Raw genomic sequence first — 23444 nt, 5'->3', positions numbered from 1 at the left:
GCCAGCTTGTCATTAAGATGCACGCTTCAGATCAAGATTTCAGCTTGCAAAAATGAAGCACCAGATCTAAGGTTCCACCTCGTGACGACCGGTCTCGGTCAGATGCCCGATGCCGGCACCAGTGGTGTCGGCGCCCACTCCGCCACCGCGAAGTCGCGAAGGGCTCACCCGCCCGCCACTCGGGGGCAGGTGTCCGCGCAGGCCCCCTCCCCCATCGAAAGGAACACGCTCATGACCTCCATCAACGGCGCCACCGTCCTCGTCACCGGCGCCAACGGCGGAATCGGGACCGCTCTCGTCAACGCCGCCCTGGAGCGAGGCGCCGCCCGCGTCTACGCCGCGGCCCGCACTCCCAAGGAGTGGAGTGACGAGCGCGTAGTGCCGCTGCGGCTCGATCTCACCGACCCCGCCTCGATCGAACAGGCCGCGAACACCGCCGGTGACACCACGATCCTGGTCAACAACGCCGCGATCTTCGCCCGCAGTGACCTGCTCACCGGCCCGATCGAGGACATCACCGCCACCATCGAGACCAACCTGGTCGGTCCGCTGCGCCTGACCCGCGCTCTCGCTCCCAGCCTGCGCTCCGGCAAGGGGGCACTGGTCAACATCAACTCGGTGCTCAGCTGGTTCGCGGTCGGCAAGGCCCACAGCGTCTCCAAGGCCGGTATGTGGATGGCGACCAACGCCCTGCGTCTCGAGCTCGCTCCCGAAGGCGTCGGTGTCCTCGGGGTCTACCCCGGCCCGACGGACACCCCGATGCAGCCCGGCGAGGACCGTGCCGGCATGAACGCCCCCGCCGACGTCGCCGGCGCCGTCTATGACGCCCTTGAGGCAGGTGAGCACGAGCTCCTCGTCGACGACATGACCAAGAAGGTGCACAGCGCCCTCTCGGCCCCCGTCACCGCGCTCTACCCGGCGCTCGCCTCGGACTGACCCCGGCGCCACCAGTGGTGTGGCCCCCTCCCCGGCGGCCGCACCGGCGCTCCCACTCCGCCGCCTCGCCGCCCGCGAGTTGCCGCACGTACCGGACCGGGTCCACGCCCCGGGCACTGCTGTCGTCGTGGAGGGAGGCCGACGCCGATCCGTCGCCGGCCGCGTCAGGCAACGGACCACCCTCACGGCCTTCGTCGTGATCACGTGCATGTCGGCCGGAGCACATGATCAGACGAAGGCCGCACCCACGTCCGGGGCCGTCTGGAATCTTCCGTCCCCGCCCTATGACGCGGACCGAAGATGAAGAACAAGCCATGGACGATCGCCATGGCTTCCCCCGTACCGTCCGTCACGACAGCGTTGACAAACGTCTGCATCTCATTTCCGCAAGACCCATCGGGCAAGGTGCCGCATCGTTGTCCTCTCGTGCAGGTTCCCCTGGGCGCGAAGCCACATCGCACCAGGCCCACCACGCGTCGCCCCACAGAGCCTTGACGTCGGTTTCTCGCCGCGATACGTTCTGCAACCGATTGCATTCGCTTGTGTGCGGGGATACGCCGGCAGTCGGGGTGCGAACCGCGCCCTCCCAGGTCTTGTTAGGAGCCGGGCATGAGCAGAACAGCGTTCGGAGCGGTCCCCCGTCCGCCGGCGGGGCGTGACACATGGGGCGCGTTCATCGGGGGGAAGTTCGTCGGTGCCGAGGGCGCGGACACCTTCACGGTGAGGGAGGCCGCGACCGGACAGCCGCTGGCCGAAGTGGTCGGCGGCGGTGCGGAACTGGTCGACCTGGCGGTGGCCGACGCCCGTCGGGCCTTGCGGGACTGGCGCGACACCCCGCCGCGCGAGCGGGGGCGGTTGCTGCGCCTTGTCGCGGCGAAGATTCGGGACCATGTCGACGAACTGGCGGAGATCGAGGCGCGCGAGGTGGGCAAGCCGCGGCGTGACGCCCTGCAGTTCGACCTCTCGTACTGCCACGCCGGCTACGACTACTACGGCGGGCTTGCCGACACCCTGCGCGGGGAGATCCTGGATCAGGGGCCGATCGAGGCCCGCGTGGTCTACGAGCCGTACGGGGTCGTGGCCGCGATCCTGCCGTTCAACTGGCCGCCCATCCACTTCACCAAGAAGTGCGCACCCGCTCTCGCCGCGGGCAACGTGGTGGTCGTCAAACCGGGCGAGCAGGCGCCGCTGACCGTGCTGCGGCTGGTGGAGCTCGCGAACGAGATCCTTCCTCCGGGCGTGCTCAACGCCGTCCCCGGTGTCGAGGCGGGCAAGGCGCTGGCAGCGCATCGTCACGTGGAGCGCATCACCTTCACCGGCGCGACGGAGACGGGCCGGCGTGTGCTGGAGAGCGCGGCACGGAATCTCACGTACGCGACCATGGAACTGGGCGGCAAGAACGCGCTGCTCGTGCTCGCCGACGCCGATCTGGACGTGGCGGTCGACGTGGCGTTGGAAGGCATGTTCTACAACCAGGGCGAGGCCTGTACCTCGACGGCGAGGATCCTGGTCCACGACTCCGTGCACGACGCGTTCCTGGAGCGGTTCGCCGCCGCCACCGAACGCCTGGTGGTGGGAGACGGTCTGGACGCGGCCACGGACGTGGGTCCGATGGTCGACGGCCGGCAGCGGGACAAGGTCCTGGCGTACCTGCGGACCGGGCTCGACGAGGGCGCCCGGCTGGTGACGCAGGGCAGGCTCCCCACCGACGAGCGGCTCAGGGACGGCTACTGGGTCCCGCCGACGGTACTGGCCGATGTGACGGCCGACATGACACTGGCTCAGGAGGAGATCTTCGGGCCGATCGCGTGTGTGATGCGCTTCTCCGACGAGGAGCGGGCGATCGACATCTGCAATGGGACCGCGTACGGATTGACGGCCGCGATCTGTACCGCCGACGAGGCACGTGCCTGGCGTATCGCCGCGCGATTGGAAGTCGGCATGGTGTTCGTGAACAACTACATGCGCCGCGCCTTCCTCGGCTCGCCGTTCGGCGGCGTCAAGGGCAGCGGATTCGGACGGGAGAACGCCCTGGAGACGCTGCACGAGTTCGTCCGCTCGAAGAACGTCCGGTTCCCCTCGGGACGGGGCGAGATTCCCACCTGGCCGCCGAGGGACTGAGCCGTCAGCGACCTGCCGGCTCCTTCGTCGACGCCCGGACGACGAGGGAGACCGGCAGCAGTACCGAGCGCGCCGGGCGGTCCGGGCCGTCGATCCCCTCCAGGAGCATGCGGGCCGCCTCTGCGCCGATCTGTTGATGGGGAACGGCGACAGTGGTCAGCGGAGGCCGCAGTTTGTCGAGGAAGGGCATGTCGTTGAATCCGACGATGCTGATGTCGTCGGGGCAGGCGATCCCGCGTTCGCCGCAGACGTCGTAGGCGCCCAGGGCGAGCAGGTCGTTGCCCGCGATGACCGCGGTGAACTCGGTACCGGCGTCGAGGGCCGCGCGCATCGCACGGGCTCCCTCGTCCTCGGTCCAGAAATCGCAGGCGACGACGAGCGCGGGGTCCTCGTCGAGGCCGAGCTCCCGTACGGAGTTGCGGAAGCTCCTGGCCCGGGTCACGCCCGTGGAGGTCGTGGCCGGCCCGGCGAGGTGCAGGACACGGCGGTGGCCGAGCCGGGCGAGGTGGGCGACGGCGAGCGCGATACCGGCCGCGTCGTCCGGGACGACGGAGGGCACGTCGAGGTTGTCGGTACGCCGGTTGACCAGCACCATCTTCACGCCCTGCTCGTGCAGTCCGGCCAGCAGCGGGTGCTCCGTGCGGGCGGTGGCCACGATGAGCCCTTCGGCCTGGCGGGAGCGCAGGGATGCGATCTGGGCCTGCTCCCGTGCCGGGTCGTTGTCGGTGTTGACGATGAGAGCGCTGTATCCGGCGGGTCCCAGGACGTCATCGATGCCCCGGACTATCGGGGGGAACAGCGGGTTGGTCAGATCGGGCAGCACCACGCCGATGGTGAGCGACTTCGCGGTCTTCAGACTGCGGGCGATCGGGTTCGGGGTGTAGCCGAGGGACTTGGCGGCATGGCTGACGCGCCGGGCGGTGTCGGCGTTGACCAGGGACCGGGTGTTGGGGTTGAGCGCCCGTGACGCGGTGGCGACGTGGACACCTGCGGCTTGGGCAACGTCCCGGAGTGTTGGTTTCTGCACGAATGAATCCTAGGGGTCATGGGCGCGGACGCACGGGTGAGGCCGCGTGAAGCGGGCGGGTGCGCTCCCCCGTGGATCAGGCCGCGGCGGCCACCAGTCCGGCGTCGGGGTCGAGTGCGTCGGCCAGCGGGTCCGGCCCCTCCGCCGGCGTCGGCCGATAGTGCCGCCGCAGCCGGATGAGGGTGCCGAGCGCCTCGCGGTCCACGCTCTCCTCCGTGACGAGGCCTTCCCTGGGATCCTTCAGCCTGGCGACATACCGCTGTGCCAACGAGTGGTCGAGTCCGAGGAGTACAACCGCCTCCGCGGCGGCCTCGTTGTCGAGTTCGCCGGCGACCACGGTGCGTGCGGTGTCCCGGAGCGCGGCGGCCAGTCGCCGCGCGGGAAGGAGGTTGCCGTCACCGGCGACGCTGACGACGGTGCCCAGGTAGGGCGGACAGACATCCGCGGCGGAGGCCAGCATCCGGCAGCCCGCCGCCTCGGCGACGAGTTCGTTGCCCGCGTTGAGCATCGTGGCGTCGCAATCGCCGGCGAGCAGGGCGCGCAGACGCTTGGGAGTCGAGCCGAGCGCGGTCAGGGTGTACTCCTCGCGCCGTACGCCGAGGGAGTCGGCCAGGGCGTAGAGGGCGAGGGCGAAACCGGAGTCGGGCACGTCGACACCCACGACCGCGCCGCGCAGCTGTTCCGCGTTGTTCAGCCCCGGGCGGCCGTAGAGCGCCAGGCCCATCCCGCGGTCCACTGCGGCGACGATACTGACGTCCGCGCACGCGCCGAGCGGGTTGTCGGGGACGAAGCGGTACGCGATCACGTTGTCCGGGCTGGTCAGCGCGATGTCGAGGTCACCGGCGAGGAGCGAGCGGAATTGGGCGGGGGAAGAGGCCACCGGCACCCGCCGTACGGCGAGGCCGGCCTGCTCCAGTCGTCCGGAACGTTCCGCCAGCGAGAGCAGGACGGAGGGCGTGAACTCTCCTGTCACCAAGGTGGTGGTCATGTCTGTCTCCGGGGATCTCTCGGGACTGAGTGGGGCTGAGCCTAGCGGGAAAATGCAGTCGATTGCAGAGGCAATAGCGACCTTCCCCCTGTATCGATACGTTGCCTGATCCCTCCTTCTGTCGGCGCACCCCAGGCCGTATCCAGGGGTACACGACGTCCGTCACGCCACCACCCACCGTCAGGCGATCGGAAAGGCGCCGCCTGAAGCCTTGACTCGATCGTCCGACTTGGTCAAAGCTTGCAGTCGTTTGCAGTGGCGCCGGAGCGCACTCTGCGACACCTCGACATGCAATCGATTGCAGGAGTGGCTCATGGACGACACGGCAAAACGGCTACCGGATCTGCGGATCGGCTGGATCGGAGCCGGGCGCATGGGAGCGGCCATGGCCGCCCGCCTGGGAGACGCCGGCGCTGCGGTGACGGTCTGGAACCGCACCAGGGCGAAGGCGGAGACCCTGACCGCCCACGGCTGCGCCGTCGCCGACACGGTGGCCGAACTCCGCGGCCTCGACGTCGTGTTCACCATGGTCTCGACCCACGCCGACCTGGACCAGGTCCTGCTGGGCGAGGGGGGACTGCTCGCGGACCCGGCCCGGGTGCCCGGCATCGTCGTCGACTGCTCCACCGTCTCCACGGCGTCGTCGGAGTCGGTCCGCGCCGCCTGCTCCGAGCGGGGTGTCGCCTTTCTCGCGACCCCGGTCAGCGGAAACGGCAAGGTGGTCCGGGCCGGGGAGCTGAGCATGGTCGCTTCCGGCCCGGAGGAGACGTACGCGCGCGTGGAGCCCTTCCTGCGCCGGATCGGCCGGTCGGTGACGTACGCCGGTGACGGCGACGTGGCACGGCTGGTGAAGATCTGCCACAACCTGTTCCTCGGCGTGGTGACCCAGTCGCTCGCCGAGATCACGGTGCTGGCGGAGAAGGGGGGCGTCCCGCGCGCGTCGTTCCTGGACTTCCTCAACAACAGCGTCATGGGCTCGCCGTTCACCCGGTACAAGGCGCCCGCCTTCGTGAACCTGGACTACACGCCGACCTTCACCCCCGTCCTGCTGCGCAAGGACTTCGACCTCGGTCTGGCGGCGGCCCGGGAGCTGGACGTACCGATGCCGCTCGCCTCCGCCACCGCCCAACTGGTGCAGGCCAGTGTCGGCAGCGGAAGGGTGGAGGAGGACTTCGCCATCCTGCTGGACCTTCAGGCGCAGAACTCCGCCCTCAAGCTCAGCCCGGAGAACGTGGTCGTCGACGACGGTCTCGGAGCGGCCGACAAGGCCGTGCTGTGAACACGCCGTCCGCTCCCGGGCCGACGGCCGCCCCGATGGCGGCGCCCGGCCACATGGCCGTGGACCACGAGCAGAGGATCGACTTCGACCGGCTGAGGCGGTACCGGCTCGCGCGCGCCAAGGCATCCCTGGAAGCGAGCGAGTGCGGGGCCTTCCTGCTCTTCGACTTCTACAACATCCGGTACACGACGCAGACCTGGATCGGGGGCGCGCTCGGGGACAAGATGACCCGGTACGCGCTGCTCACGCGCAGCGGGGACCCGATGCTGTGGGACTTCGGCTCCGCCGCCCGGCACCACCGCCTCCACGCTCCGTGGCTGGAGCCGGAGAACTGCCACGCGGGCATGCTCGGCCTGCGCGGGGCCATCGCGCCGACCGCGGGGCTGATGGAGTCGGCGGTGCGCGAGATCAAGGGGCTCCTGGAGGACGCCGGAGTCGCCGACATGCCGGTCGGGGTGGACATCGTCGAACCCCCGTTCCTCTTCGAGATGGAGCGCCAAGGGCTGCGGGTGGTGGACGCGCAGCAACTGATGCTGGACGCGCGGCAGATCAAGTCCCAGGACGAGATCATGCTGCTGACCCAGGCGGCCGCGATGGTCGACGGTGTCTACCAGGACATCGTGGAGGTGCTGAAGCCGGGGATCCGGGAGAACGAGATCGTCGCCCTGGCGAACAAGCGCCTCTACGAGATGGGATCGGACCAGGTCGAAGCCGTCAACGCGGTCTCGGGCGAGCGGTGCAACCCGCATCCGCACAACTTCTCCGACCGCTTGATCCGCCCGGGGGACCAGGCGTTCTTCGACATCATCCATTCCTTCAACGGCTACCGGACGTGCTACTACCGCACCTTCGGCGTGGGCAGCGCCACCGCCTCCCAGCGCGACGCGTACACCAGGGCCCGCGGATGGATGGACGCGGCGATCGGCGCGGTGAAGGCAGGGGCGGGTACCGACGAGGTCGCGGCCGTGTGGCCGAAGGCCGAGGAGTTCGGCTTCGAGAACGAGATGGCCGCATTCGGCCTCCAGTTCGGCCACGGACTCGGCCTCGGCCTCCACGAGCGGCCGATCATCTCTCGGCTGAACAGCATGCGCGAACCGGTCGAACTGCGGGTGGGAATGGTCTTCGCCCTGGAGACGTACTGCCCTGCCGGCGACGGCTTCTCGGCCGCCCGGATCGAGGAGGAGGTCGTGGTCACCCCGGAGGGTCCTCGCATCCTCACCCTGTTCCCGGCCCAGGACCTGATCGTCGCCAACGCCTATTGAGCAGGACCCGAGCAGGACCCGCACGAAAGGTGCCCAACCATGAACGACAACATCCCCGACCCCGCGGTCCCGACCGATCTGTACATCGGCGGGAAGTGGACCGCGGCTTCGGAAGGCGCCCGCTTCGAGGTGCGCGATCCCGCGACGGACCGGCCCATCGCCACGGTGGCGGACGCCACGGTCGCCGACGCGCTCGCGGCCGTCGACGCCGCCGAGCGGGCCGCGGCCGACTGGGCCGCGACCTCTCCCCGGGAGCGGGCGGAGATCCTGCGGCGCGGCTGGGAGCTGATGACGGCACGCGCCGAGGACCTGGCCCGGCTGGTGACGCGGGAGAACGGCAAGGCGCTCCCGGATGCGCGGGGCGAGGTGATGTACGCGGCGGAGTTCTTCCGCTGGTACGCGGAGGAAGCGGTCCGCGCCTACGGAACGGTGCTGACTGCTCCGTCGGGGGCGAACAGGATCATGGTCCTCCAGCAACCCGTCGGCATCGCGGTGCTGGTCACTCCGTGGAACTTCCCCGCCGCGATGGCCACACGCAAGATCGGACCGGCGCTCGCGGCCGGGTGCACGGTGATCCTCAAACCGGCGAGCGACACGCCGCTGACGGCACTGGCAATGGCCGCGATCCTGGAGGAGGCCGGGGTGCCGTCGGGGGTGGTCAACGTGCTGCCCTCCCGCCGCTCCTCCGCGGTGGTCTCCGCCCTGCTCCACGATCCGAGGGTGCGCAAACTGTCCTTCACCGGCAGCACCGAGGTCGGCCGGCTGCTGCTCAGGGAGGCCGCCGACCAGGTGGTCAACTGCTCGATGGAACTCGGCGGCAACGCGCCGTTCCTGGTCTTCGCCGACGCCGACCTGGACGCGGCCGTCGACGGCGCCATGCTGGCGAAGATGCGCAACGGCGGAGAAGCGTGCACCGCGGCCAACCGCTTCTACGTCGAGGCCTCCGTCGCGGGCGAGTTCGGCGACCGGCTCGCCCGGCGCATGAGCGCGATGCGGATCGGGCCCGGCCTCGACACGGAGACCCAGGTCGGACCGCTGGTCAACGAGGAGACCGTCGCGAAGGTGGATTCCCTGGTCCACTCGGCGGTGGCGGCCGGGGCGCGGGCGGTCGTCGGTGGCCGGCGCCCCGAGCGCGAGGGCTTCTTCTACGAGCCGACCGTGCTGCTGGACGTACCGCCCGGTGCGGCGATCCTCGGTGAGGAGATCTTCGGTCCGGTGGCCCCCCTCGTCACGTTCGAGGACGAGGAGGAGGCGATCCGGCTGGCCAACGACACCGAGTTCGGGCTCGTGTCGTACGTGTACACCGGTGATCTCGCGCGGGGCCTGCGGATCAGTGAGGCGCTCGACTCCGGCATGGTCGGGCTGAACCGCGGACTGGTCAGTGATCCCGCCGCGCCCTTCGGCGGGACCAAACAGAGCGGGATCGGTCGCGAGGGCGGGCACGAAGGGGTCCTGGACTACATGGAGTCGAAGTACATCGCGGTCGAGTGGTGAACGCCCTGACGGCTGAGGCACCGCTCAGGGCGGGGCGTCCTCGAAGATCTCGGGGTGCCGGCCGAGTTCGATCCGGGTGCGGCGGATGTGGCCGCCCAGGCATTGCTCGGCGGCGACCGTGTCGCCGCGCTCCACGGCGTCGAGGATGAGCCGGTGCTCCGCGTTGATCACCCACATCCGTTCCGGACCGCTGAGCGCCACGTACTCCCGGCGGTAGTGCTGGGTGGAGTTCCAGAGCCGTACGACCGTCGCGGTGAGCTGGGGAACGGCGCACCCCGCGTAGGACCCCAGGTGGAACTCTCGGTCCAGGTCGAGGAAGTCGCCGAGGCCGGTCGTCGCCTCGATCCGGCGCTGGATCTCGGCGAGGCGCTCGACGGCGGTCCGGTCCAGGGCCGGGATGCTCTGCGCGAGCGCGAGCGGTTCGAGCCGCTCGCGCATCCGGTAGACGACGTCGACCTCCCGCGCGGTCAGCCGGGGGACCCGCGCCCCCCGGTTGGCCTCGTGCTCGGTCAGCCCCTCGGCCTCCAGGATCCGCAGTGCCTCCCGTACGGGGAGTCGGCTCGCCCCGAGACGTTCGGCGACCTCCTCCTGGCGGATCCGTGTTCCGGGGGCGAGGGCGCCGCTGAGGATGGCCTCCCGCAGGTGGGCCGCGATCCGCCCACTGGTGGCGGCGGCGCGTGAGGGGCCGGGTCCGGGGTCCGGTGCGGCGGTCATACGGCGGCGGGTCCCTGCTGCCGGAGGCGGTCGAAGGCCTTGCCCCGGGGGTAGGAGACGAGCTCGAACTGCATGCCCCACGGGGCGAGGAAGTAGATCCAGCGGTTCCCCTCCCCCGGGCCCCGGCTCGCCGTGGGACCGGCCATGACCCGGACACCGCGCTCGCGCAGATAGGCGACGGCCTCGTCGAGGTCATCCACGTAGAGGGCGACATGGTGTCCACCCACGTCGCTGTTCCTGGGCGGGGTGTCCAGCCGGTCGGGGGCGGTGTAGTCGAACACCTCGAAGACCGCCTGGTCGCCACAGCGGAAGAAGCGGTTCTCCCGTATCTCCGCCCGGGGATGGACGTTGAGGTGATCGCTCATCCAGTCGTCGTCTCCGCGGAACGGCCCGAGGGAGTACAGGTACTCGCACCCGAGGACGTCGACGAGGAAGCGGGTGGCCTCCTCCAGGTCAGGCACCGTGAATCCGATGTGGTCGAGCCGCTTCAACCCAGGGATTGCCATATTGGATCCTTTCTTGCTGTCGACTTCGACGATGGCACTGAATGATGCCAGAAAAATCATCATCTGATACGTGCGCCTCTCTAGATTATGGATCCAATGCTGTGGCAGCCTGCCACTGCAAACGATTGAGGAGGTCGGCTGTGACGGAGCATCGAACGCTCAAGGCCGCGTCCCCGTGGGTCGAGGTCACCGCCACGGAGAAGGACTGGGACGCCGCGTCCCCCGAGCTGCTGCGGACCATGCTCTGCCAGCTCGCCCTGGTCCGGTCCTTCGAGGAGTACGTGCTCGAACTGGCCGGCGCCGGGCTGGTCCACGGGCCGGCGCACTCAAGCATCGGGCAGGAGGGCGGCGCGGTCGGCTCGGTCCTCGCGCTCACCTCGGCGGACGCCGTCAACGGCTCCCACCGCGGCCACCACCAGTTCCTCGCCAAGGCGCTCCACCACGTCGCGCCGAAGGGCCTGGATCCCGCGGCCGACCTCTCGCCCGAAGTTCGCGAGGTCCTGCTCCGCACGCTTGCGGAGATCTGCGGCCTGGACCGGGGCTGGAGCCACGGGCGCGGCGGCTCGATGCACCTCCAGTGGCACGAGGCGGGCGCGGTCGGAACCAACGCCATCGTCGGCGGCGGGGTTCCGCTCGCCGCCGGATACGCCTGGGCCGCCCGGCAGGCGGGTACCGACGACGTCGCCGTCACCTACTTCGGCGACGGCGCGGTCAACATCGGCTCCACGCTGGAGACGTTCAACCTGGCGTCGGCCTGGCGGCTGCCCGTCTGCTTCTTCATCGAGAACAACCTCTACGCGGTCTCCACCAACGTGGCCGAGGCGACGGGTGAACCGCGGCTCTCCGCCCGCGGCCCGGGGTTCGCCATCCCCAGCTGGAAGGTCGACGGGATGGACCCCCTCGCGGTCCACCTGGCCATGCGGGAGGCCGTCGCCCATATGCGGGCGGGACACGGTCCCACGATGATCGAGGCGGACACCTACCGCTACTTCCACCAGAACGGCGGCTTCCCCGGTTCCGCTTTCGGCTACCGCTCGAAGGAGGAGGAGCGGCAGTGGCGTGCCCGCGACCCCCTCGACCAGGTCGCGGCGCATCTGGTCAGGCGCGGCCTCATGACACCGGAGGAGATCGCCGGGATGTCCGCCCGTGCGGCCCGGTGCATGGCCGAGACGGGCGATGTCCTGCTGGAGCCGCTGCCCGGCGGCAAACCCGGGCAGCGCAGGATCAGGCCGGCGGAGTGGCCGGATCCGGCGTTCGCCGACGTCGGGATCCGCGGGGATCTCAGTGAGTTCCGCGAAGCCCGCTTCGCCGATGTGGACTCCTACCGGGGTGAGCTGGCGGAGCAGCGGCTCGTCGACGCCGTGGCGGCCGTCCTGGCCCGCCGGATGGAGACCGACGCGTCGGTGGTCGTCATGGGTGAGGACGTGCACCGCCTCAACGGCGGCACCAACGGCGCCACTCGCGGTCTGAAGGAACGCTTCCCCGACCGGGTGCTCGGCACCCCGATCAGCGAGAACGCGTTCACCGGCCTGGGCGGTGGGGTCGCCCTGGACGGAAGGTTCCGGCCGGTCGTGGAGTTCATGTACGCCGACTTCATGTGGGTGGCCGCCGACCAGTTGTTCAATCAGATCGGCAAGGCGCGTCACATGTTCGGCGGCGAGGGCGACGTCCCGTTCGTCCTGCGCAGCAAGGTCGCCATGGGCACCGGGTACGGTTCGCAGCACTCCATGGATCCGGCGGGAGTGTTCGCCACCGCGCCGGGGTGGCGCATCGTCGCGCCGACCACGCCGTTCGACTACGTCGGGCTGATGAACAGCGCGCTGCGCTGCAAGGATCCGGTGGTCGTCCTGGAACACGTCGACCTGTACGGGGCCGTGGGTCCCGGGCCGGTGGACGACCTGGACTACTGCCTGCCGGTGGGGAAGGCCGCGGTCCGGCGGACCGGCTCGGAGGTCACGGTGATCTCGTACCTGGCGATGGTGGCACACGTGCTGGAAGCGGTGGACCAACTCGGTTCCGTGGACGCCGAGGTGATCGATCTCCGCTGGCTGGACCGGGCCAGCGTCGACTGGGACACCATCGGGGCGAGTGTGCGCAAGACCGGGCGGGTGCTCATCGCCGAGCAGGGCCCGCCCGGCACGTCGTACGGCGGATGGCTCGCCGACGAGATCCAGCGCCGGCTCTTCGACTGGCTCGATCACCCCGTGGAGCGGGTCACGGGTGGGGAGGCCTCCCCCAGCATCAGCAAGGTGCTGGAGCGGACCGTGATCGCCCGGAGCGACGAGGTCGCGGCCAAGCTGCGCGAGATGACGGGGTTCTGAGATGGCGCACGTGCTGCGGATGCCCGAGGTGGCGGCGAACGTGACCGAAGCGGTCCTGCACGAGTGGTTCGTCGCGGACGAAGGACACTTCGAAGCAGCCGATCCGATCGCCTCGGTGGAGACGGACAAGGCCGTCGTCGAGGTCGAGGCCGAGGCCGCGGGTGTCGTCCTGCGCCTTCTGGTCCCGGCTGGGGCCCAGGTCGACGTCGGTGCGCCGATCGCCCTGCTGGGCGCCCCCGGAGAGCGACCCGGGGACATCGACGCGGTCCTGTCGGAGCTGGGAGTGGCGGCCGAAACGGCGCCGACCGTACCGGAGCGCCGTACGGTCCCGGAAGCTCGTACTCCAGCGCTTGAGCCGCGGGCCGCCCTGCCGCCCGCGGACCCGCCCGAGGGGGGCGATGGCGTCCCCGCTCCGGCCGGCGGCGAGCGGATCTTCGCCAGCCCGCTCGCACGGCGAGTCGCCCGTGAAGCGGGTCTGGCACTCGAGGAGATCACCGGAACGGGGCCGCACGGGCGGATCACCCGGCGCGACGTGGACGCGGCGCTGGCCGCGAGGAACGCCGCTCGGGCGCCGCGGGACGACGACGCGCCCCGTGCCGGCGGCGCCGCCCCGGCTCCTGCCCGGCACCGCGGGAGCGTCACCGAACCTGCCGCGTACACGGACGTCCCCCACTCGCGGATGCGGCTCGCCATCGCCACACGTCTCACCGAGAGCAAGCGGGACGTGCCGCACTTCTACCTCCGAGCCACGGTCCGGGTCCACCGGCTGCTCGCGCTGCGTGCCCGGCTGAATGCCTCGGACGACGTGCGGATCTCCGTCAACGACCTGGTGGTCAAGGCGGTCGCCCGCACGCACAGCCTGGTGCCGGCGATGAACGTCGTGTGGCTGCCCGACGCACTGCGGCGGTTCACCTCCGTCGACGTCTCGGTCGCCATCGCCACCGAACGAGGTCTGGTGACACCGGTGTTGCGCGGGGTCGAGGGGATGACCGTCTCCGCCGTCGCCGCGGGGGTGCGCGACTTCGCAGAGCGGGCCCGGGAGGGTCGGCTGCGCCAAGAGGAACTGGAGGGAGGGGCGCTGACGGTGACCAACCTCGGGATGTACGGCACCGAGGAGTTCGCCGCGATCATCAATCCGCCCCAGTCGGCGATCCTCGCCGTCGGTGCGGCGCACGAGGAAACCGTGGCGGTGAAGGGCCGGCCCGCGGTCCGGAGCGTGATGCGGGTGGTCCTTTCGGTGGATCACCGGGCGGTGGACGGTGCGCTGGCGGCCGAGTGGATGCGGGTGTTCGTCGCCGTGATGGAGGAACCCGTGCGGATCCTCGCCTGACCACCACCTGATGGATGCGGTTCCGGATCGGCTGGAAGATCCATCCGATCAAGATCACTTCGTGTGACCGTGAAGACAACCCAGGGGCATTTCGCCCGAGTCCTTGACGTGATCAGCACTTCTTCATGAGACTGCGCGCAACCGCAATCGATTGCGGTCGGCGAGGAGGAACGATGCCAACAAGCCCACAACGCCGTCGGCTCATGGCCGTGGCTGCCGTCGGTTGCCTGCTTCTGGTGACTGCCGCCTGCGGCAGCGGCACCGGAGGCGGCAAGGACGGCCCGATCAAGATTGGCGCCTCCCTCCCGCTGACCGGCGAGTTCTCGCAGCCAGGACAGGCCGCGAAGCGCGGCTACCAGATCTGGCAGGACACGATCAACGAGCAGGGCGGCCTGCTGGGGCGCAAGGTCCAGTTGGTGATCAAGGACGACGCGTCCAACCAGAACTCGATCGTCGCCGACTACAACGCCCTCATCAGCCAGGACCGGGTGGAGCTGCTGCTCGGCACGTTCTCCTCCCTGCTCAACCTGCCCGCCTCCGCCGTCGCGGAGCGCAACCGCATGCTCTACGTCGAGCCGGCCGGCGGGTCACCGGAGATGTTCAGCCGGGGCTTCAAGTACCTCTTCTTCAGCCAGCAGGCCACGGCGGACAAGCAGGGAGCGAACTTCGCCAACTGGATCGCGGGCCTCCCCGCGGACCAGCGACCGAAGACCGCGGCCTACCCGGCGATCGACGACCCGTTCGCGGGACCGACCGCCGACGGCATCAGGAAGATCCTGGAGAAGGCCGGCATCCGGACGGTCTACCGGCAGACCTACGCGATCGACACCAAGAACTTCGACACGATCGCCGGCGCGATGAAAGCCGCCGCGCCGGACCTGGTCGTCAACGGCGCGCAGTTCGAGGACGGCGTCGGCCTGGTCCGCTCGATGGCCAAGGCCGACTTCACCCCGAAGTGGCTCTACCAGACGAACGCCCCCTCCCTGGGCTCCCAGTACGCCAAAGCGGTCGGAGAGGAGAACACCGAGGGCGTGCTGTTCGCGGTCAGCCACGCCGTCCAGGCCAAGACCCCGGGCAACCAGGAGTTCGTGGACCGATACCGCGCGAAGTTCAAGGACGCCCCGCCCGAGGACGCGGCCGACGCCTTCGCGGCGGCCCAGACCCTCCAGGCGGCCGTGGAAGCCGTCGGCAACGTCTCCGACCAGGACAAGATGGCGGCATGGCTGCGCGACAATGACGTCCAGACGATCCTCGGCAAGCTCGGCTGGAACGACGACGGGAGCCCCACGGGATCGTTCCTGACCGGACAGTGGCAGAACGGCCAGGTGCAGATCGTGCTGCCCAAGGACGTCGCCACCACCCCGCGGATCGTCCAGGGCTGGAAGCCGGGGAGCACGGGATGACCGAGTTCCTCCAGAACCTGGTCCTGGGCCTGCTGCTCAGCGGGGTGTACGCGCTGGCCGCCGCAGGACTGACCCTGATCTTCGGGGTCATGCGCGTGATCAACATCGCGCACGGCGCCTTCCTGATCCTCTCCGCGTACCTCACCTACGCCCTGTGGAACGGCCTCGGCATCGACCCCCTGCTGTCGATCCTCATCAGCACGCCCCTCGTCTTCGCCCTGGGCTGGCTCACGTACCGCACCGTGGTCTCCCCGCTGCGCGACGCGCCCATGGCGTCCACGATCCTCCTCACCTTCGGACTGGCCCTGGTGCTCGAAGCGGCCATGGGAACCCTCTGGGGCAACGACGCCACCGCCATCCGCCCCGCCTACGCCGACCAGTCCTTCCTCCTGGGCAACCTCTTCCTCCCCAAAGCCCAGGTCTACGGCGGCGTGGTCGCCGTCCTGGTACTGGTCTCCCTGTGGCTCGTCCTCGCCAAGACCTGGCTCGGCCGCTCGATCCGCGCCGCGGCCGTCAACCCCTCCGGCGCCCAGCTCGTAGGGATCAAAGTCGCCTCCGTCGGCGCGCTCGTCTTCGCCCTCGGCATCGCGGCCGCCGGCGCGGGAGGAGCCATCGTCGGCGTCATGTACCCCTTCGTACCCGGGGCGCACTACCAGTGGATCGCCCGCCTGCTGGCGATCGTCGTGCTCGGGGGCATGGGAAGCATGGGCGGTGCCGTCATCGGCGCGCTGATGTTCGGCGTGGCCGAGACCCTGGCCTCCACGTATGTCTCGCCGTCCTGGGCAACGGCCGTCCCCTACGTCATCGTCTTCGCCGTCCTCCTCTTCCGGCCCCAGGGCCTTCTCGGCTCGCGACTTCGTGAGGACGCGGTGGCAGCGTGAACATCGATCTCCGTACCCTCGTGAATCCGCTGTGGACGGGCCGGATCCTGGCCGCGGTCGGCGCCGTCGTCCTCCTGGGCCTTCCTCCGGCCTTTGACAGCGCCTACTACCAGAACATGATCATCCTGTCGATGGTCTTCGCCATCGGCGCCGGCGGGCTCAACATCATCACCGGCCTGGCCGGGTACGTCTCCCTGAGCCAGGGCGCGTTCGTGGGACTCGGCGGCTACACCATCGGTGTACTCGCGACCCGCCTCGACGGAGTCCCACCCTGGTTCTGGGTCCCGGTGGGCGGTGTCGTCACCGCGCTGGCAGCCGTCCTCCTCGGTCTGGTCTCCCTGCGCTCGCGCGGCCCCTCCTTCGTCATCATCACCGTCGCGTTCCTCTTCCTCACGCAGGTCGTCGCCATCAACTGGACCGGCCTCACCAACGGCACGGCCGGACTGACGCTCCCGCTGCCGACGTGGGACAGGGACATCATCAACTGGCCCTTCTACTACGCCCTGGTGGTCATCCTCGCCCTGCAACTCCTCATGACGTGGTGGATCAGACGGACCAAGTTCGGTATGGGACTCGTCGCGATCCGCGAGGACGAGACCAAGGCCGCGACCATCGGGATCACCCTCCCCACCCAGAAGATCCTCGCTTTCGCGGCCAGCAACATCTTCGTCGGCATGGCCGGCGCGGTGTACGGCTACTACCTGACCTTCATCGACCCCCGCGGCATGTTCAGCATCCTGATCAGCGTGCAGATCGTCCTGTCACTCCTCATCGGTGGCAAGGCCACCCTGTGGGGGCCGGTGGTAGGGGCGTTCCTCATCGAGCCGCTCAACGAGTACGCGAACAACAGCCTCGGCGGCGGCAACACCCGGCTGTTCCTCTTCGGCGGGCTGCTGATGGCAGTCGTGGTCTTCCTCCCCAACGGGGTACTGCCCGCGGTCGAGTCGTTCCTGCGACGGCACCGCACCACGGGCAGGGCCGGCCTCGTCGGAGCCCGGATCGGCACCGGGAGCTCACCCGCCTCCCTGACCTCGTACGCGGAACGCGCCCGGCCCCCGGCACACGACACCGTGCCGACGCCGGCGCGGGCGCTGCTCGAAGTCTCCGGACTGCGCAGGAGCTTCGGCGGTCTGAAAGCCGTCGACGGCTGCTCGTTCAGTGTGCCCGAGGGCTCCATCACGGGGTTGATCGGCCCCAACGGCTCAGGGAAGACCACGGTGTTCAACCTGATCGACAACACCATCGCGCCGGACGCGGGCACGATCACGCTGGGCGGCCGGCGGATCGAGAACCTGCCCTCTTGGGAGCGGGCACACCTCGGACTCGGCCGCACGTTCCAGATCACGCGGCTGTTCGGTGAGATGACGGTCCTGGAGAACGTCGTCGCCGCACAGCGGAGCTTCTCCTGGAGGCAGCTCGGACGGATCGCCGTCAGCGGTCCCGAGGCGGCGGCAGCGGAGGAACTGCTGGAGTTCGTGGGGATGCGCGCGTTCCGCGACCAGAAGGCACGGGCCCTCTCCTACGGCCAGCGCAAACTGGTCGAACTCGCGCAGGTCCTGATGCTCGACCCCAAGATCATCCTTCTCGACGAGCCCGCCGGGGGTATCAACCCCGTCCTCATCGAGCGGATGGCCGAGATGATCCGCGAACTGAACGGCTACGGCAAGACGTTCCTCATCGTCGAACACAACATGCCCTTCCTCCTGGACCTGTGCGCCCCGATCCACGTGCTCGCCCGCGGAACGGTCATGGCCTCGGGCGCTCCCGAAGCGATCAGGACCGATCCCCATGTCATCGACGCCTACCTGGGCGACGACTTCCAGTTGGAGCAGGAGGCGGTGAAGTGATGCTGGAAATCAGCGGCGTGGTCGCCGGCTACGGAGGAGGCGATGTCCTCCAGGGCGTCGACATCACTGTCGGCAAGGGCGCCCTCGCCTGCATCGTGGGACCGAACGGCGCCGGCAAATCCACCGTCCTCAAGACGGTCAGCGGCCTGCTGACGCCACGCCTGGGCGAGATCCGGCTGGCAGGGGAACGCATCGACCGGTGCTCACCGGCACAGATCCTGCACTGCGGCATCTCCCAGGTACCACAGGCCAACGCCCTGTTCCCCAACCTCACCGTGCGGGAGAACGTCCTGCTCGGCGCGTACATCATCCGACGCGACCGCAAACTCGTCCGCAAGCGCTACGAAGAGGTCACCGAGCTCTTCCCCCTGGTCGAGGAGCGGGCTGACGACAGTGCGGGCAATCTGTCCGGCGGACAGCGTCGTACGGTGGAGTTCGCCCGGTCCCTGATGCTCGACCCCGCACTCCTGCTGCTGGACGAGCCCTCCGTCGGTCTCGACCCCAAGGCCCTCCAGGCGCTCTACACCTCGGTGATGCTCCTGCGCGACCTCGGCAAGACGATCCTCATCGTCGAGCAGAACGTCCGATTCGGCATGCGCATGGCCACGGACGGCGTGGTGATGGAGAGCGGCCGGGTCGTCGCACAGCGCCCCGCCAAGGCCATCCTGGACGACCCCGATCTCGCCCAGATGTACTTCGGCGGAACGGTGAAACTCGCGACCGCGACGGGGACGGACACCGGTTGAGCGGGCGCGTGGGGAGAACTTCCGGAACATGACGACCGGCGGACGACGCCCACCCGCCCGGCCGACGGGCGGGCGGGCGGGACCGTGGCCGACTACTGGTCGGCGATCAACGCGGCGCCGCGTTCCGCGATCGCCGGCACCGTCGCGTTCGTATTCGCGGCCCGCGACTGCGCGGAGCCATGAGCCCGACCAGGATGGTGTAGCCGTGTTCCGGCCCCTGTCGGGTCGGCGGATGGTAGGCCACCGACGACAACAGGAACTGCAGATCCGGAGCGGGATCGCCGGTGCTCGACAACAGCCCGACAGCCTCGATGTGTCGATGTGGTTGTTCGTGCTGTCGGGCAGTGGTTCGCGGCATCGATACGTGATGCCGGCCATCGGGTGGTCGTGCAGGTTCTCACCGACGCCGGGCACGTCGACGACGGTGTCCATGCCCAGGTCCCGGAGGTATCGCGTCGGACCGATGCCCGACCGGAGCAGGATCTCCGCCGACCCGACCGACCCGGCGGTCAGCACGATCTCGCGCGCGCAGGAGACCGACAGCACCTCGCCGGCGATGGAGAACTCGACGTCGACGGCCCGTCCGCCGTGCTCTGTCGGCGACCGTCCACGATGGCCAGGTCGGGCGTGCCGAAACCGACTTCGAGGCCGCTGCTGATGTCGTGGGCCGACGGACGACCGACCTCCGCCGCCGCGGCCAAACCGGCCTGTGCGATGGGGGTGCCCCGGGGACGCGGGCGTCACGGTCATCGGACCGGCGTCGCCACGGACGTCCCGGTTGCCGTGTGACACGGACTCGCTGCGCCGGAAGTGCGGTACCAGATCGTCGTAGCCCCAGCCCTCGGCGCCGAGCCCGGGCCATGCGTCGTAACTGGACCGGTGCCCACGGATGTGGATCATGGCGTTGACGCCGGACGTGCCCCCCAGTCAGCCAGTCGGCGATGACTGTGCCGATCTCTGTCCCGGAGTCCTCCTGCACGAAGTGCGGGGATGCCGACGAGCCCAGTCGAAGCCCGGTGCGCTCCCCCAGTCGTGCAGCACCAGCGTGACGTTCTCCGTGACGCCGAGCTCGTCGAGCAGAGCGTCCACGAAGTCGCGGTGCCGCAGGAAGGTGTGCCGGGTCGAATCCTCCGGGCCGAGCTTGTCCGAGTCCCCCATGCCGATCAGATCGGGCACGATCACTCGCCCCAGCCCTTCGAGGGCCGGGATGACACTGCGCCAGATGTAGGACGACCACGGATTCCCGTGCAGGAGAACGATCGGCGCGCCTTGCCCGGCCTCGACGTAGGCCATCCGGTGACCGAGCACCTGGGCGTGGGACTTGCGCTGCTGCCAGTTCATCTCAATCCTCGCTGCTCTTGGCGACGGTCTCGACCAGCCCCGTCGTGACGTCGTAGACCAGACCTGACACGGCAGCGCCGGCCAGGCGGGGCTCGGTGCGCAGCACGGCGACGTCGTGGGCGACAGCGGCCCGTGGATCACCGACGGAGACACTGGCTGAGGCGGCCTGGAAGTAGGGGGCGAGCAGGTCCGATCGGTCCTGGATCAGGGTGATGCCGCACTGGGTGTGCTGCAGTACGACGACTTCCCAGCCGGCCCCGATGCCGGAGCCGACGGCCCGCCCGACCGCGCTCAGCATGACCAGTTCCTCGATCGTGTGCGGGGTCACGCGGCCGCCGACATTGCGCAGCACACCGATCTCGCCCTGCTCGGCGCCGAGCACGACCGCTGGGTCCACGCGGGGATCGAAACAGCTGATGACGATCGTGGCCAGGCTGGGTCGCATGGTGAGACCGGCGCGGAAATCGGTCTGGGCGAAGTGCCGGTTACGGTCGACGAGTTCGTCCATGGCGTTCGGTCCTTTCGGACAACCGGTGTGGCGCACAGGGATTGTGGCGACCGCACCGGACAGTGAATGGGGTTGCTACGTGCACAGAAAGCCGGGAAGAGGGCGGTGCGTGCGGGGACGTGTCCCTCGGCCCCGGACAGACCCCGAGCGCCTGCACGCCGTCAGCGGCAATTCGAGCAGATCCATGTGCGAGAACACCGCGTCGCCATCGATCAGGATCTGGTCACAATTCCCTTTTTCTTCCCGGTCGGTGGTTCCTCACCCACCCGCGCCCAGGCACGTCACGGAGTGGACATCGAAGGTGATGAGGGTTCCGCCGGAGGTGCTGTCGTCGGACGTGCGGCGCACCATGCGCCGTCGGGTGGGGAAGGCAAATCCGTCGAACGTGCGGTATTCGGCGGGATAGTGCGCCGTCAACGGACTCCCGAGCAGGTCGGGGCTGCAGTCGTGGCGGCGCAACAGGAAGTCGTCGCCGAAGTACAGGGTCTGCACGGAGTTATGGATGACGATGTGCTCCGGAAACTCGCCCCGCAGCCGCCGCCACTGCTCGCCGTTCTCCTGCCACGGCTCGATCTCGGTGCTCAGGATGCCGTCCCAGGAAAGCGTGAACGGGACGGTCAGGTAGGTCCAGAACGCGTAGCCGGCGAAGTAGGCCGCCTGCGTCTCGTTCCACAGCTCGCCGCCGGAATAGTCGTCGAACGCACGCCGAGGCTCATCGCGTCCGACGATGACAGCACCCGATCCATCGAGGATGTCGACACGGCCAGGGGTGTACCGGGCGCGTCGGTCCGGAGCACCGAAACGGTCCAGAACCACGTGGTCGAGCAGATCTGTCACAACTGGCTCCGTTCACCTGGCCCGCGTGACACGGGCGAACTTGCACGACAACAACCCTAGAGATCGTACTTCATCTTTGCAAGTTAACTTCAACTTCCCAACAAGGGAGTGTCGACGGCCGGCCTCCATACCTTGACGCGGCTCAAGACGACCGGTCATCATGAGATGAGCGGTCATATTCATGGAAGGCAAGCTTATGAGCAAGATCAAGACGCGGTTCCGCACCATCGACGGGCTGTCCATCCGCTACGCCGAGAGCGCGCAGCCTCGCGACGTCGAGGCGCTGCTGCTGGCGCCCTGGCCGGAGAGCCTGTACGCGTACGACGCCACCTGGTCGACACTGGCCGAGCACGCCCACCTCATCGCTGTCGACCTGCCTGGCTTCGGCCACTCCGAGATGCGCGCGGACCTGTTGTCCCCCAAGGCGATGAGCGAGTTCATCGTCCGCATCGCGGACGAGTTCGGCCTGTCCCAGCCGCACATCGTCGGCCCCGACATCGGCACCAGCGCCGTGTTGTTCGCCGTCGCCGCGCATCCTGACCGGTTCCGCACCGCGACCGTCGGCACCGGTGGCACGGCGGTGCCGCTCCAGCGCGGTGAGCCGCTGCACGCGTGGGTGCACGACGAGGACCTCACGCCGTACCGGCAGATGGGCCCCAAGGACGTAGTGAACTTTGCCATCAGCACCATCGAGGGCTATGAGCTGCCCGACGAGGTGAGGGAGGACTATCTCGCCGCCTACACCGGCGAGCGGTTCGCCGACCAGATCCCGTACGTGCAGGCGTACAAGACCGAGCTGCCGGTGTTGGGCGAGCAGTTGGCCGGTATCACCACTCCCGTGCAGATTCTCAGTGGTCGGTTCGACCCGGTGGTTCCGATGGCCAACGCCGAGTACCTGCACGAGCGGCTGCCCCACAGCCGGCTCGACCTCGTGGACAAGGGCCACTTCATCTGGGAAGAGGACGCGGCCGCCTACGCCCGCTTCCTCACCGACTGGTGGCAGAAGAACCGCTGACGAGCAAGGAGATGACGAAGACCGAGGAGATCGTCACGGACTTGGTGCTGGTGGACTCCGTGGCCACCGCCGTGATCAACGCGCCGCCGGCGAAGATCGACCTGGGCACGTGGTTGACCGGATTGACCGACGAGTAGTACCAGCAGTGCGCGGTGCCCGACCATAGGGCCGCCGGCTGGACCCGTACCACCGACGGCAGACCGGTCAGCATCAACGTCGAGGAGATCGGAGGGCAACTGGTCGTCCAGCACTACGTGGCCGAGGTCCTTGAGCCCCAACACCGTGATCGCCCACCCGACGCGAACGCTGCTCAACGCTTGGGAACAAGCTGGGGTCTCGTTCGCGGATGTCGCTGCGGAGCGCAACGCCGCCATGGCCGAGCACAATGGCCTGGAGACGCCGAACTACGCCAAGAGCGCGGAGCGGGCTGCCCTGGCCAAGGGACAGGGCGGAACGGCGGCGCCGCGGTAGGACTCGATCACGGCATGGCTGTGACGGGTAGGTTCCGATGACCGCGAAATGGCGCTGAGCGGCGCACGAGATGGTGCGAGATCGGGGCCTCCTGACGTTGCTGTGATTCAACACCGACGATCCGTTCAGGAGGCCCCACCCGCATGCGCCAAGAACCCGCGACGAATGACGAGCCCGTCTGAGCAATGGTCGTGCTCCGCCGGAAGCCATCCTGAGATCCACGAAGACGTCGACGTTGTCCACGGACTCCGTCCCAGCTGCAAGCACTACGTGACCGTCGACCGCTGCGGCACCCCGCTCGCCCTCTCACCCACCGGCGGCGACCGGAAACGTCACCCAGCTCATACCGCTCCTGGACGCAGTTCCGCGCATCCGAGGCCGACGCGGCCGTCCCCGCCAACCACCTGCTCGATGGGT

At 69.1% G+C, this 23444-nt stretch carries 20 protein-coding genes and 2 pseudogenes; 14 read left to right on the top strand and 8 right to left on the bottom strand.

Annotated features, from left to right (window positions below; all coding sequences use genetic code 11):
* Nucleotides 1-231: 231 nt before the first annotated feature.
* Nucleotides 232-936 carry an SDR family oxidoreductase gene (locus AB0F77_RS11265; RefSeq protein WP_361945042.1) on the top strand — a complete coding sequence of 235 codons (705 nt, stop codon included), beginning with the start codon at nt 232-234 and terminating at the stop codon, nt 934-936.
* A 609-nt stretch (nt 937-1545) separates the two neighbouring features.
* Nucleotides 1546-3057 (top strand): aldehyde dehydrogenase family protein, encoded by a 1512-nt coding sequence (locus AB0F77_RS11260; RefSeq protein WP_361945039.1) that lies wholly within the window; start codon nt 1546-1548, stop codon nt 3055-3057.
* 4 nt (nt 3058-3061) lie between these two features.
* Here the strand turns inward: AB0F77_RS11260 and AB0F77_RS11255 are convergent, their stop codons facing one another.
* Nucleotides 3062-4084 (bottom strand): LacI family DNA-binding transcriptional regulator, encoded by a 1023-nt coding sequence (locus tag AB0F77_RS11255; RefSeq protein WP_361945036.1) that lies wholly within the window; start codon nt 4082-4084, stop codon nt 3062-3064.
* A 76-nt stretch (nt 4085-4160) separates the two neighbouring features.
* On the bottom strand, nt 4161-5072 hold the full coding sequence (locus AB0F77_RS11250) for a hypothetical protein (protein ID WP_361945033.1): 912 nt from the start codon (nt 5070-5072) through the stop codon (nt 4161-4163).
* A gap of 211 nt (nt 5073-5283) precedes the next feature.
* Between AB0F77_RS11250 and AB0F77_RS11245 the strand changes: the two genes are divergently transcribed.
* From AB0F77_RS11245 to AB0F77_RS11235, 3 genes are read left to right on the top strand one after another with little or no spacing between them, the layout of a single operon-like run.
* Entirely contained in the window at nt 5284-6351 is a 1068-nt protein-coding gene (locus AB0F77_RS11245; RefSeq protein ID WP_361945030.1) for an NAD(P)-dependent oxidoreductase, read from the top strand.
* Nucleotides 6348-7613 (top strand): M24 family metallopeptidase, encoded by a 1266-nt coding sequence (locus AB0F77_RS11240; RefSeq protein ID WP_361945027.1) that lies wholly within the window; start codon nt 6348-6350, stop codon nt 7611-7613. Before AB0F77_RS11245 ends, AB0F77_RS11240 begins: the two co-directional genes overlap by 4 nt.
* A 39-nt stretch (nt 7614-7652) precedes the next feature.
* Nucleotides 7653-9107, top strand: a complete 1455-nt coding sequence (locus AB0F77_RS11235; protein WP_361945024.1) for an NAD-dependent succinate-semialdehyde dehydrogenase — start codon at nt 7653-7655, stop codon at nt 9105-9107.
* 24 nt (nt 9108-9131) lie between these two features.
* Here the strand turns inward: AB0F77_RS11235 and AB0F77_RS11230 are convergent, their stop codons facing one another.
* Both AB0F77_RS11230 and AB0F77_RS11225 read right to left on the bottom strand, forming a co-directional pair.
* Nucleotides 9132-9821 carry a GntR family transcriptional regulator gene (locus AB0F77_RS11230; RefSeq protein ID WP_361945021.1) on the bottom strand — a complete coding sequence of 230 codons (690 nt, stop codon included), beginning with the start codon at nt 9819-9821 and terminating at the stop codon, nt 9132-9134.
* Complete coding sequence (locus AB0F77_RS11225) at nt 9818-10327, bottom strand: VOC family protein (protein WP_361945018.1); 510 nt, start codon at nt 10325-10327, stop codon at nt 9818-9820. Before AB0F77_RS11225 ends, AB0F77_RS11230 begins: the two co-directional genes overlap by 4 nt.
* Nucleotides 10328-10467: 140 nt before the next feature.
* Between AB0F77_RS11225 and AB0F77_RS11220 the strand changes: the two genes are divergently transcribed.
* The 6 genes from AB0F77_RS11220 to AB0F77_RS11195 all read left to right on the top strand — a co-directional run bounded on the left by AB0F77_RS11220 (nt 10468) and on the right by AB0F77_RS11195 (nt 18855).
* Nucleotides 10468-12648, top strand: coding sequence for a thiamine pyrophosphate-dependent enzyme (locus AB0F77_RS11220; protein WP_361945015.1), 2181 nt, complete (start codon nt 10468-10470; stop codon nt 12646-12648).
* A gap of 1 nt (nt 12649) precedes the next feature.
* On the top strand, nt 12650-13978 hold the full coding sequence (locus tag AB0F77_RS11215; protein ID WP_361945012.1) for a 2-oxo acid dehydrogenase subunit E2: 1329 nt from the start codon (nt 12650-12652) through the stop codon (nt 13976-13978).
* 236 nt (nt 13979-14214) lie between these two features.
* Complete coding sequence (locus AB0F77_RS11210) at nt 14215-15381, top strand: amino acid ABC transporter substrate-binding protein (protein WP_361945009.1); 1167 nt, start codon at nt 14215-14217, stop codon at nt 15379-15381.
* Nucleotides 15378-16262: a branched-chain amino acid ABC transporter permease gene (locus tag AB0F77_RS11205; protein WP_361945006.1), complete on the top strand. Its 885-nt coding sequence runs from the start codon at nt 15378-15380 to the stop codon at nt 16260-16262. The genes AB0F77_RS11210 and AB0F77_RS11205 overlap by 4 nt, the downstream gene beginning before the upstream one ends.
* Nucleotides 16259-18109, top strand: a complete 1851-nt coding sequence (locus AB0F77_RS11200) for a branched-chain amino acid ABC transporter ATP-binding protein/permease (protein ID WP_361945003.1) — start codon at nt 16259-16261, stop codon at nt 18107-18109. The genes AB0F77_RS11205 and AB0F77_RS11200 overlap by 4 nt, the downstream gene beginning before the upstream one ends.
* The gene (locus AB0F77_RS11195; RefSeq protein ID WP_361945000.1) at nt 18109-18855 is read left to right on the top strand and encodes an ATP-binding cassette domain-containing protein; all 747 of its coding nucleotides are present in this window, start codon (nt 18109-18111) and stop codon (nt 18853-18855) included. Before AB0F77_RS11200 ends, AB0F77_RS11195 begins: the two co-directional genes overlap by 1 nt.
* Nucleotides 18856-19245: 390 nt before the next feature.
* On the opposite strand, the pseudogene AB0F77_RS11190 reads toward AB0F77_RS11195, so the two are convergent.
* The 4 genes and pseudogenes from AB0F77_RS11190 to AB0F77_RS11175 form a co-directional block, all read right to left on the bottom strand.
* Nucleotides 19246-19782, bottom strand: a pseudogene (locus AB0F77_RS11190) (GMC family oxidoreductase N-terminal domain-containing protein); the annotation flags it as partial.
* Nucleotides 19783-20196 (bottom strand): alpha/beta fold hydrolase, encoded by a 414-nt coding sequence (locus AB0F77_RS11185; RefSeq protein ID WP_361944997.1) that lies wholly within the window; start codon nt 20194-20196, stop codon nt 19783-19785.
* Between the two features lies 1 nt (nt 20197).
* On the bottom strand, nt 20198-20704 hold the full coding sequence (locus AB0F77_RS11180) for a carbonic anhydrase (RefSeq protein ID WP_361944994.1): 507 nt from the start codon (nt 20702-20704) through the stop codon (nt 20198-20200).
* A 258-nt stretch (nt 20705-20962) separates the two neighbouring features.
* Entirely contained in the window at nt 20963-21541 is a 579-nt protein-coding gene (locus tag AB0F77_RS11175; protein WP_361944991.1) for a hypothetical protein, read from the bottom strand.
* A 196-nt stretch (nt 21542-21737) separates the two neighbouring features.
* On the opposite strand from AB0F77_RS11175, the gene AB0F77_RS11170 reads away from it, so the two are divergent.
* The 3 genes and pseudogenes from AB0F77_RS11170 to AB0F77_RS11160 all read left to right on the top strand — a co-directional run.
* Nucleotides 21738-22556, top strand: a complete 819-nt coding sequence (locus AB0F77_RS11170; RefSeq protein WP_361944988.1) for an alpha/beta hydrolase — start codon at nt 21738-21740, stop codon at nt 22554-22556.
* A gap of 11 nt (nt 22557-22567) precedes the next feature.
* A complete protein-coding gene (locus AB0F77_RS11165) occupies nt 22568-22693 on the top strand; it encodes a hypothetical protein (protein ID WP_361944985.1) in 126 nt (41 codons plus the stop codon).
* A gap of 583 nt (nt 22694-23276) precedes the next feature.
* Nucleotides 23277-23433, top strand: a pseudogene (locus tag AB0F77_RS11160) (IS5/IS1182 family transposase); the annotation flags it as partial.
* Between the last annotated feature and the right edge of the window lie 11 nt (nt 23434-23444).

Origin of the sequence: Streptomyces sp. NPDC026672 (assembly GCF_040638185.1) — a bacterium.
Taxonomy (GTDB): Bacteria; Actinomycetota; Actinomycetes; order Streptomycetales; family Streptomycetaceae; genus Streptomyces.
This window is presented reverse-complemented; position numbering and strand designations above follow the sequence as displayed.

What these genes read in the sequence shown, in the direction of transcription:
- AB0F77_RS11265 (WP_361945042.1), top strand. Translation starts at nt 232, where the DNA reads ATGACCTCCATCAACGGCGCCACCGTCCTCGTCACCGGCGCCAACGGC.
- AB0F77_RS11260 (WP_361945039.1), top strand. Translation starts at nt 1,546, where the DNA reads ATGAGCAGAACAGCGTTCGGAGCGGTCCCCCGTCCGCCGGCGGGGCGT.
- AB0F77_RS11250 (WP_361945033.1), bottom strand. Translation starts at nt 5,072, where the DNA reads ATGACCACCACCTTGGTGACAGGAGAGTTCACGCCCTCCGTCCTGCTC.
- AB0F77_RS11235 (WP_361945024.1), top strand. Translation starts at nt 7,653, where the DNA reads ATGAACGACAACATCCCCGACCCCGCGGTCCCGACCGATCTGTACATC.
- AB0F77_RS11230 (WP_361945021.1), bottom strand. Translation starts at nt 9,821, where the DNA reads ATGACCGCCGCACCGGACCCCGGACCCGGCCCCTCACGCGCCGCCGCC.
- AB0F77_RS11225 (WP_361945018.1), bottom strand. Translation starts at nt 10,327, where the DNA reads ATGGCAATCCCTGGGTTGAAGCGGCTCGACCACATCGGATTCACGGTG.
- AB0F77_RS11215 (WP_361945012.1), top strand. Translation starts at nt 12,650, where the DNA reads ATGGCGCACGTGCTGCGGATGCCCGAGGTGGCGGCGAACGTGACCGAA.
- AB0F77_RS11205 (WP_361945006.1), top strand. Translation starts at nt 15,378, where the DNA reads ATGACCGAGTTCCTCCAGAACCTGGTCCTGGGCCTGCTGCTCAGCGGG.
- AB0F77_RS11195 (WP_361945000.1), top strand. Translation starts at nt 18,109, where the DNA reads ATGCTGGAAATCAGCGGCGTGGTCGCCGGCTACGGAGGAGGCGATGTC.
- AB0F77_RS11185 (WP_361944997.1), bottom strand. Translation starts at nt 20,196, where the DNA reads ATGAACTGGCAGCAGCGCAAGTCCCACGCCCAGGTGCTCGGTCACCGG.
- AB0F77_RS11180 (WP_361944994.1), bottom strand. Translation starts at nt 20,704, where the DNA reads ATGGACGAACTCGTCGACCGTAACCGGCACTTCGCCCAGACCGATTTC.
- AB0F77_RS11170 (WP_361944988.1), top strand. Translation starts at nt 21,738, where the DNA reads ATGAGCAAGATCAAGACGCGGTTCCGCACCATCGACGGGCTGTCCATC.
- AB0F77_RS11165 (WP_361944985.1), top strand. Translation starts at nt 22,568, where the DNA reads ATGACGAAGACCGAGGAGATCGTCACGGACTTGGTGCTGGTGGACTCC.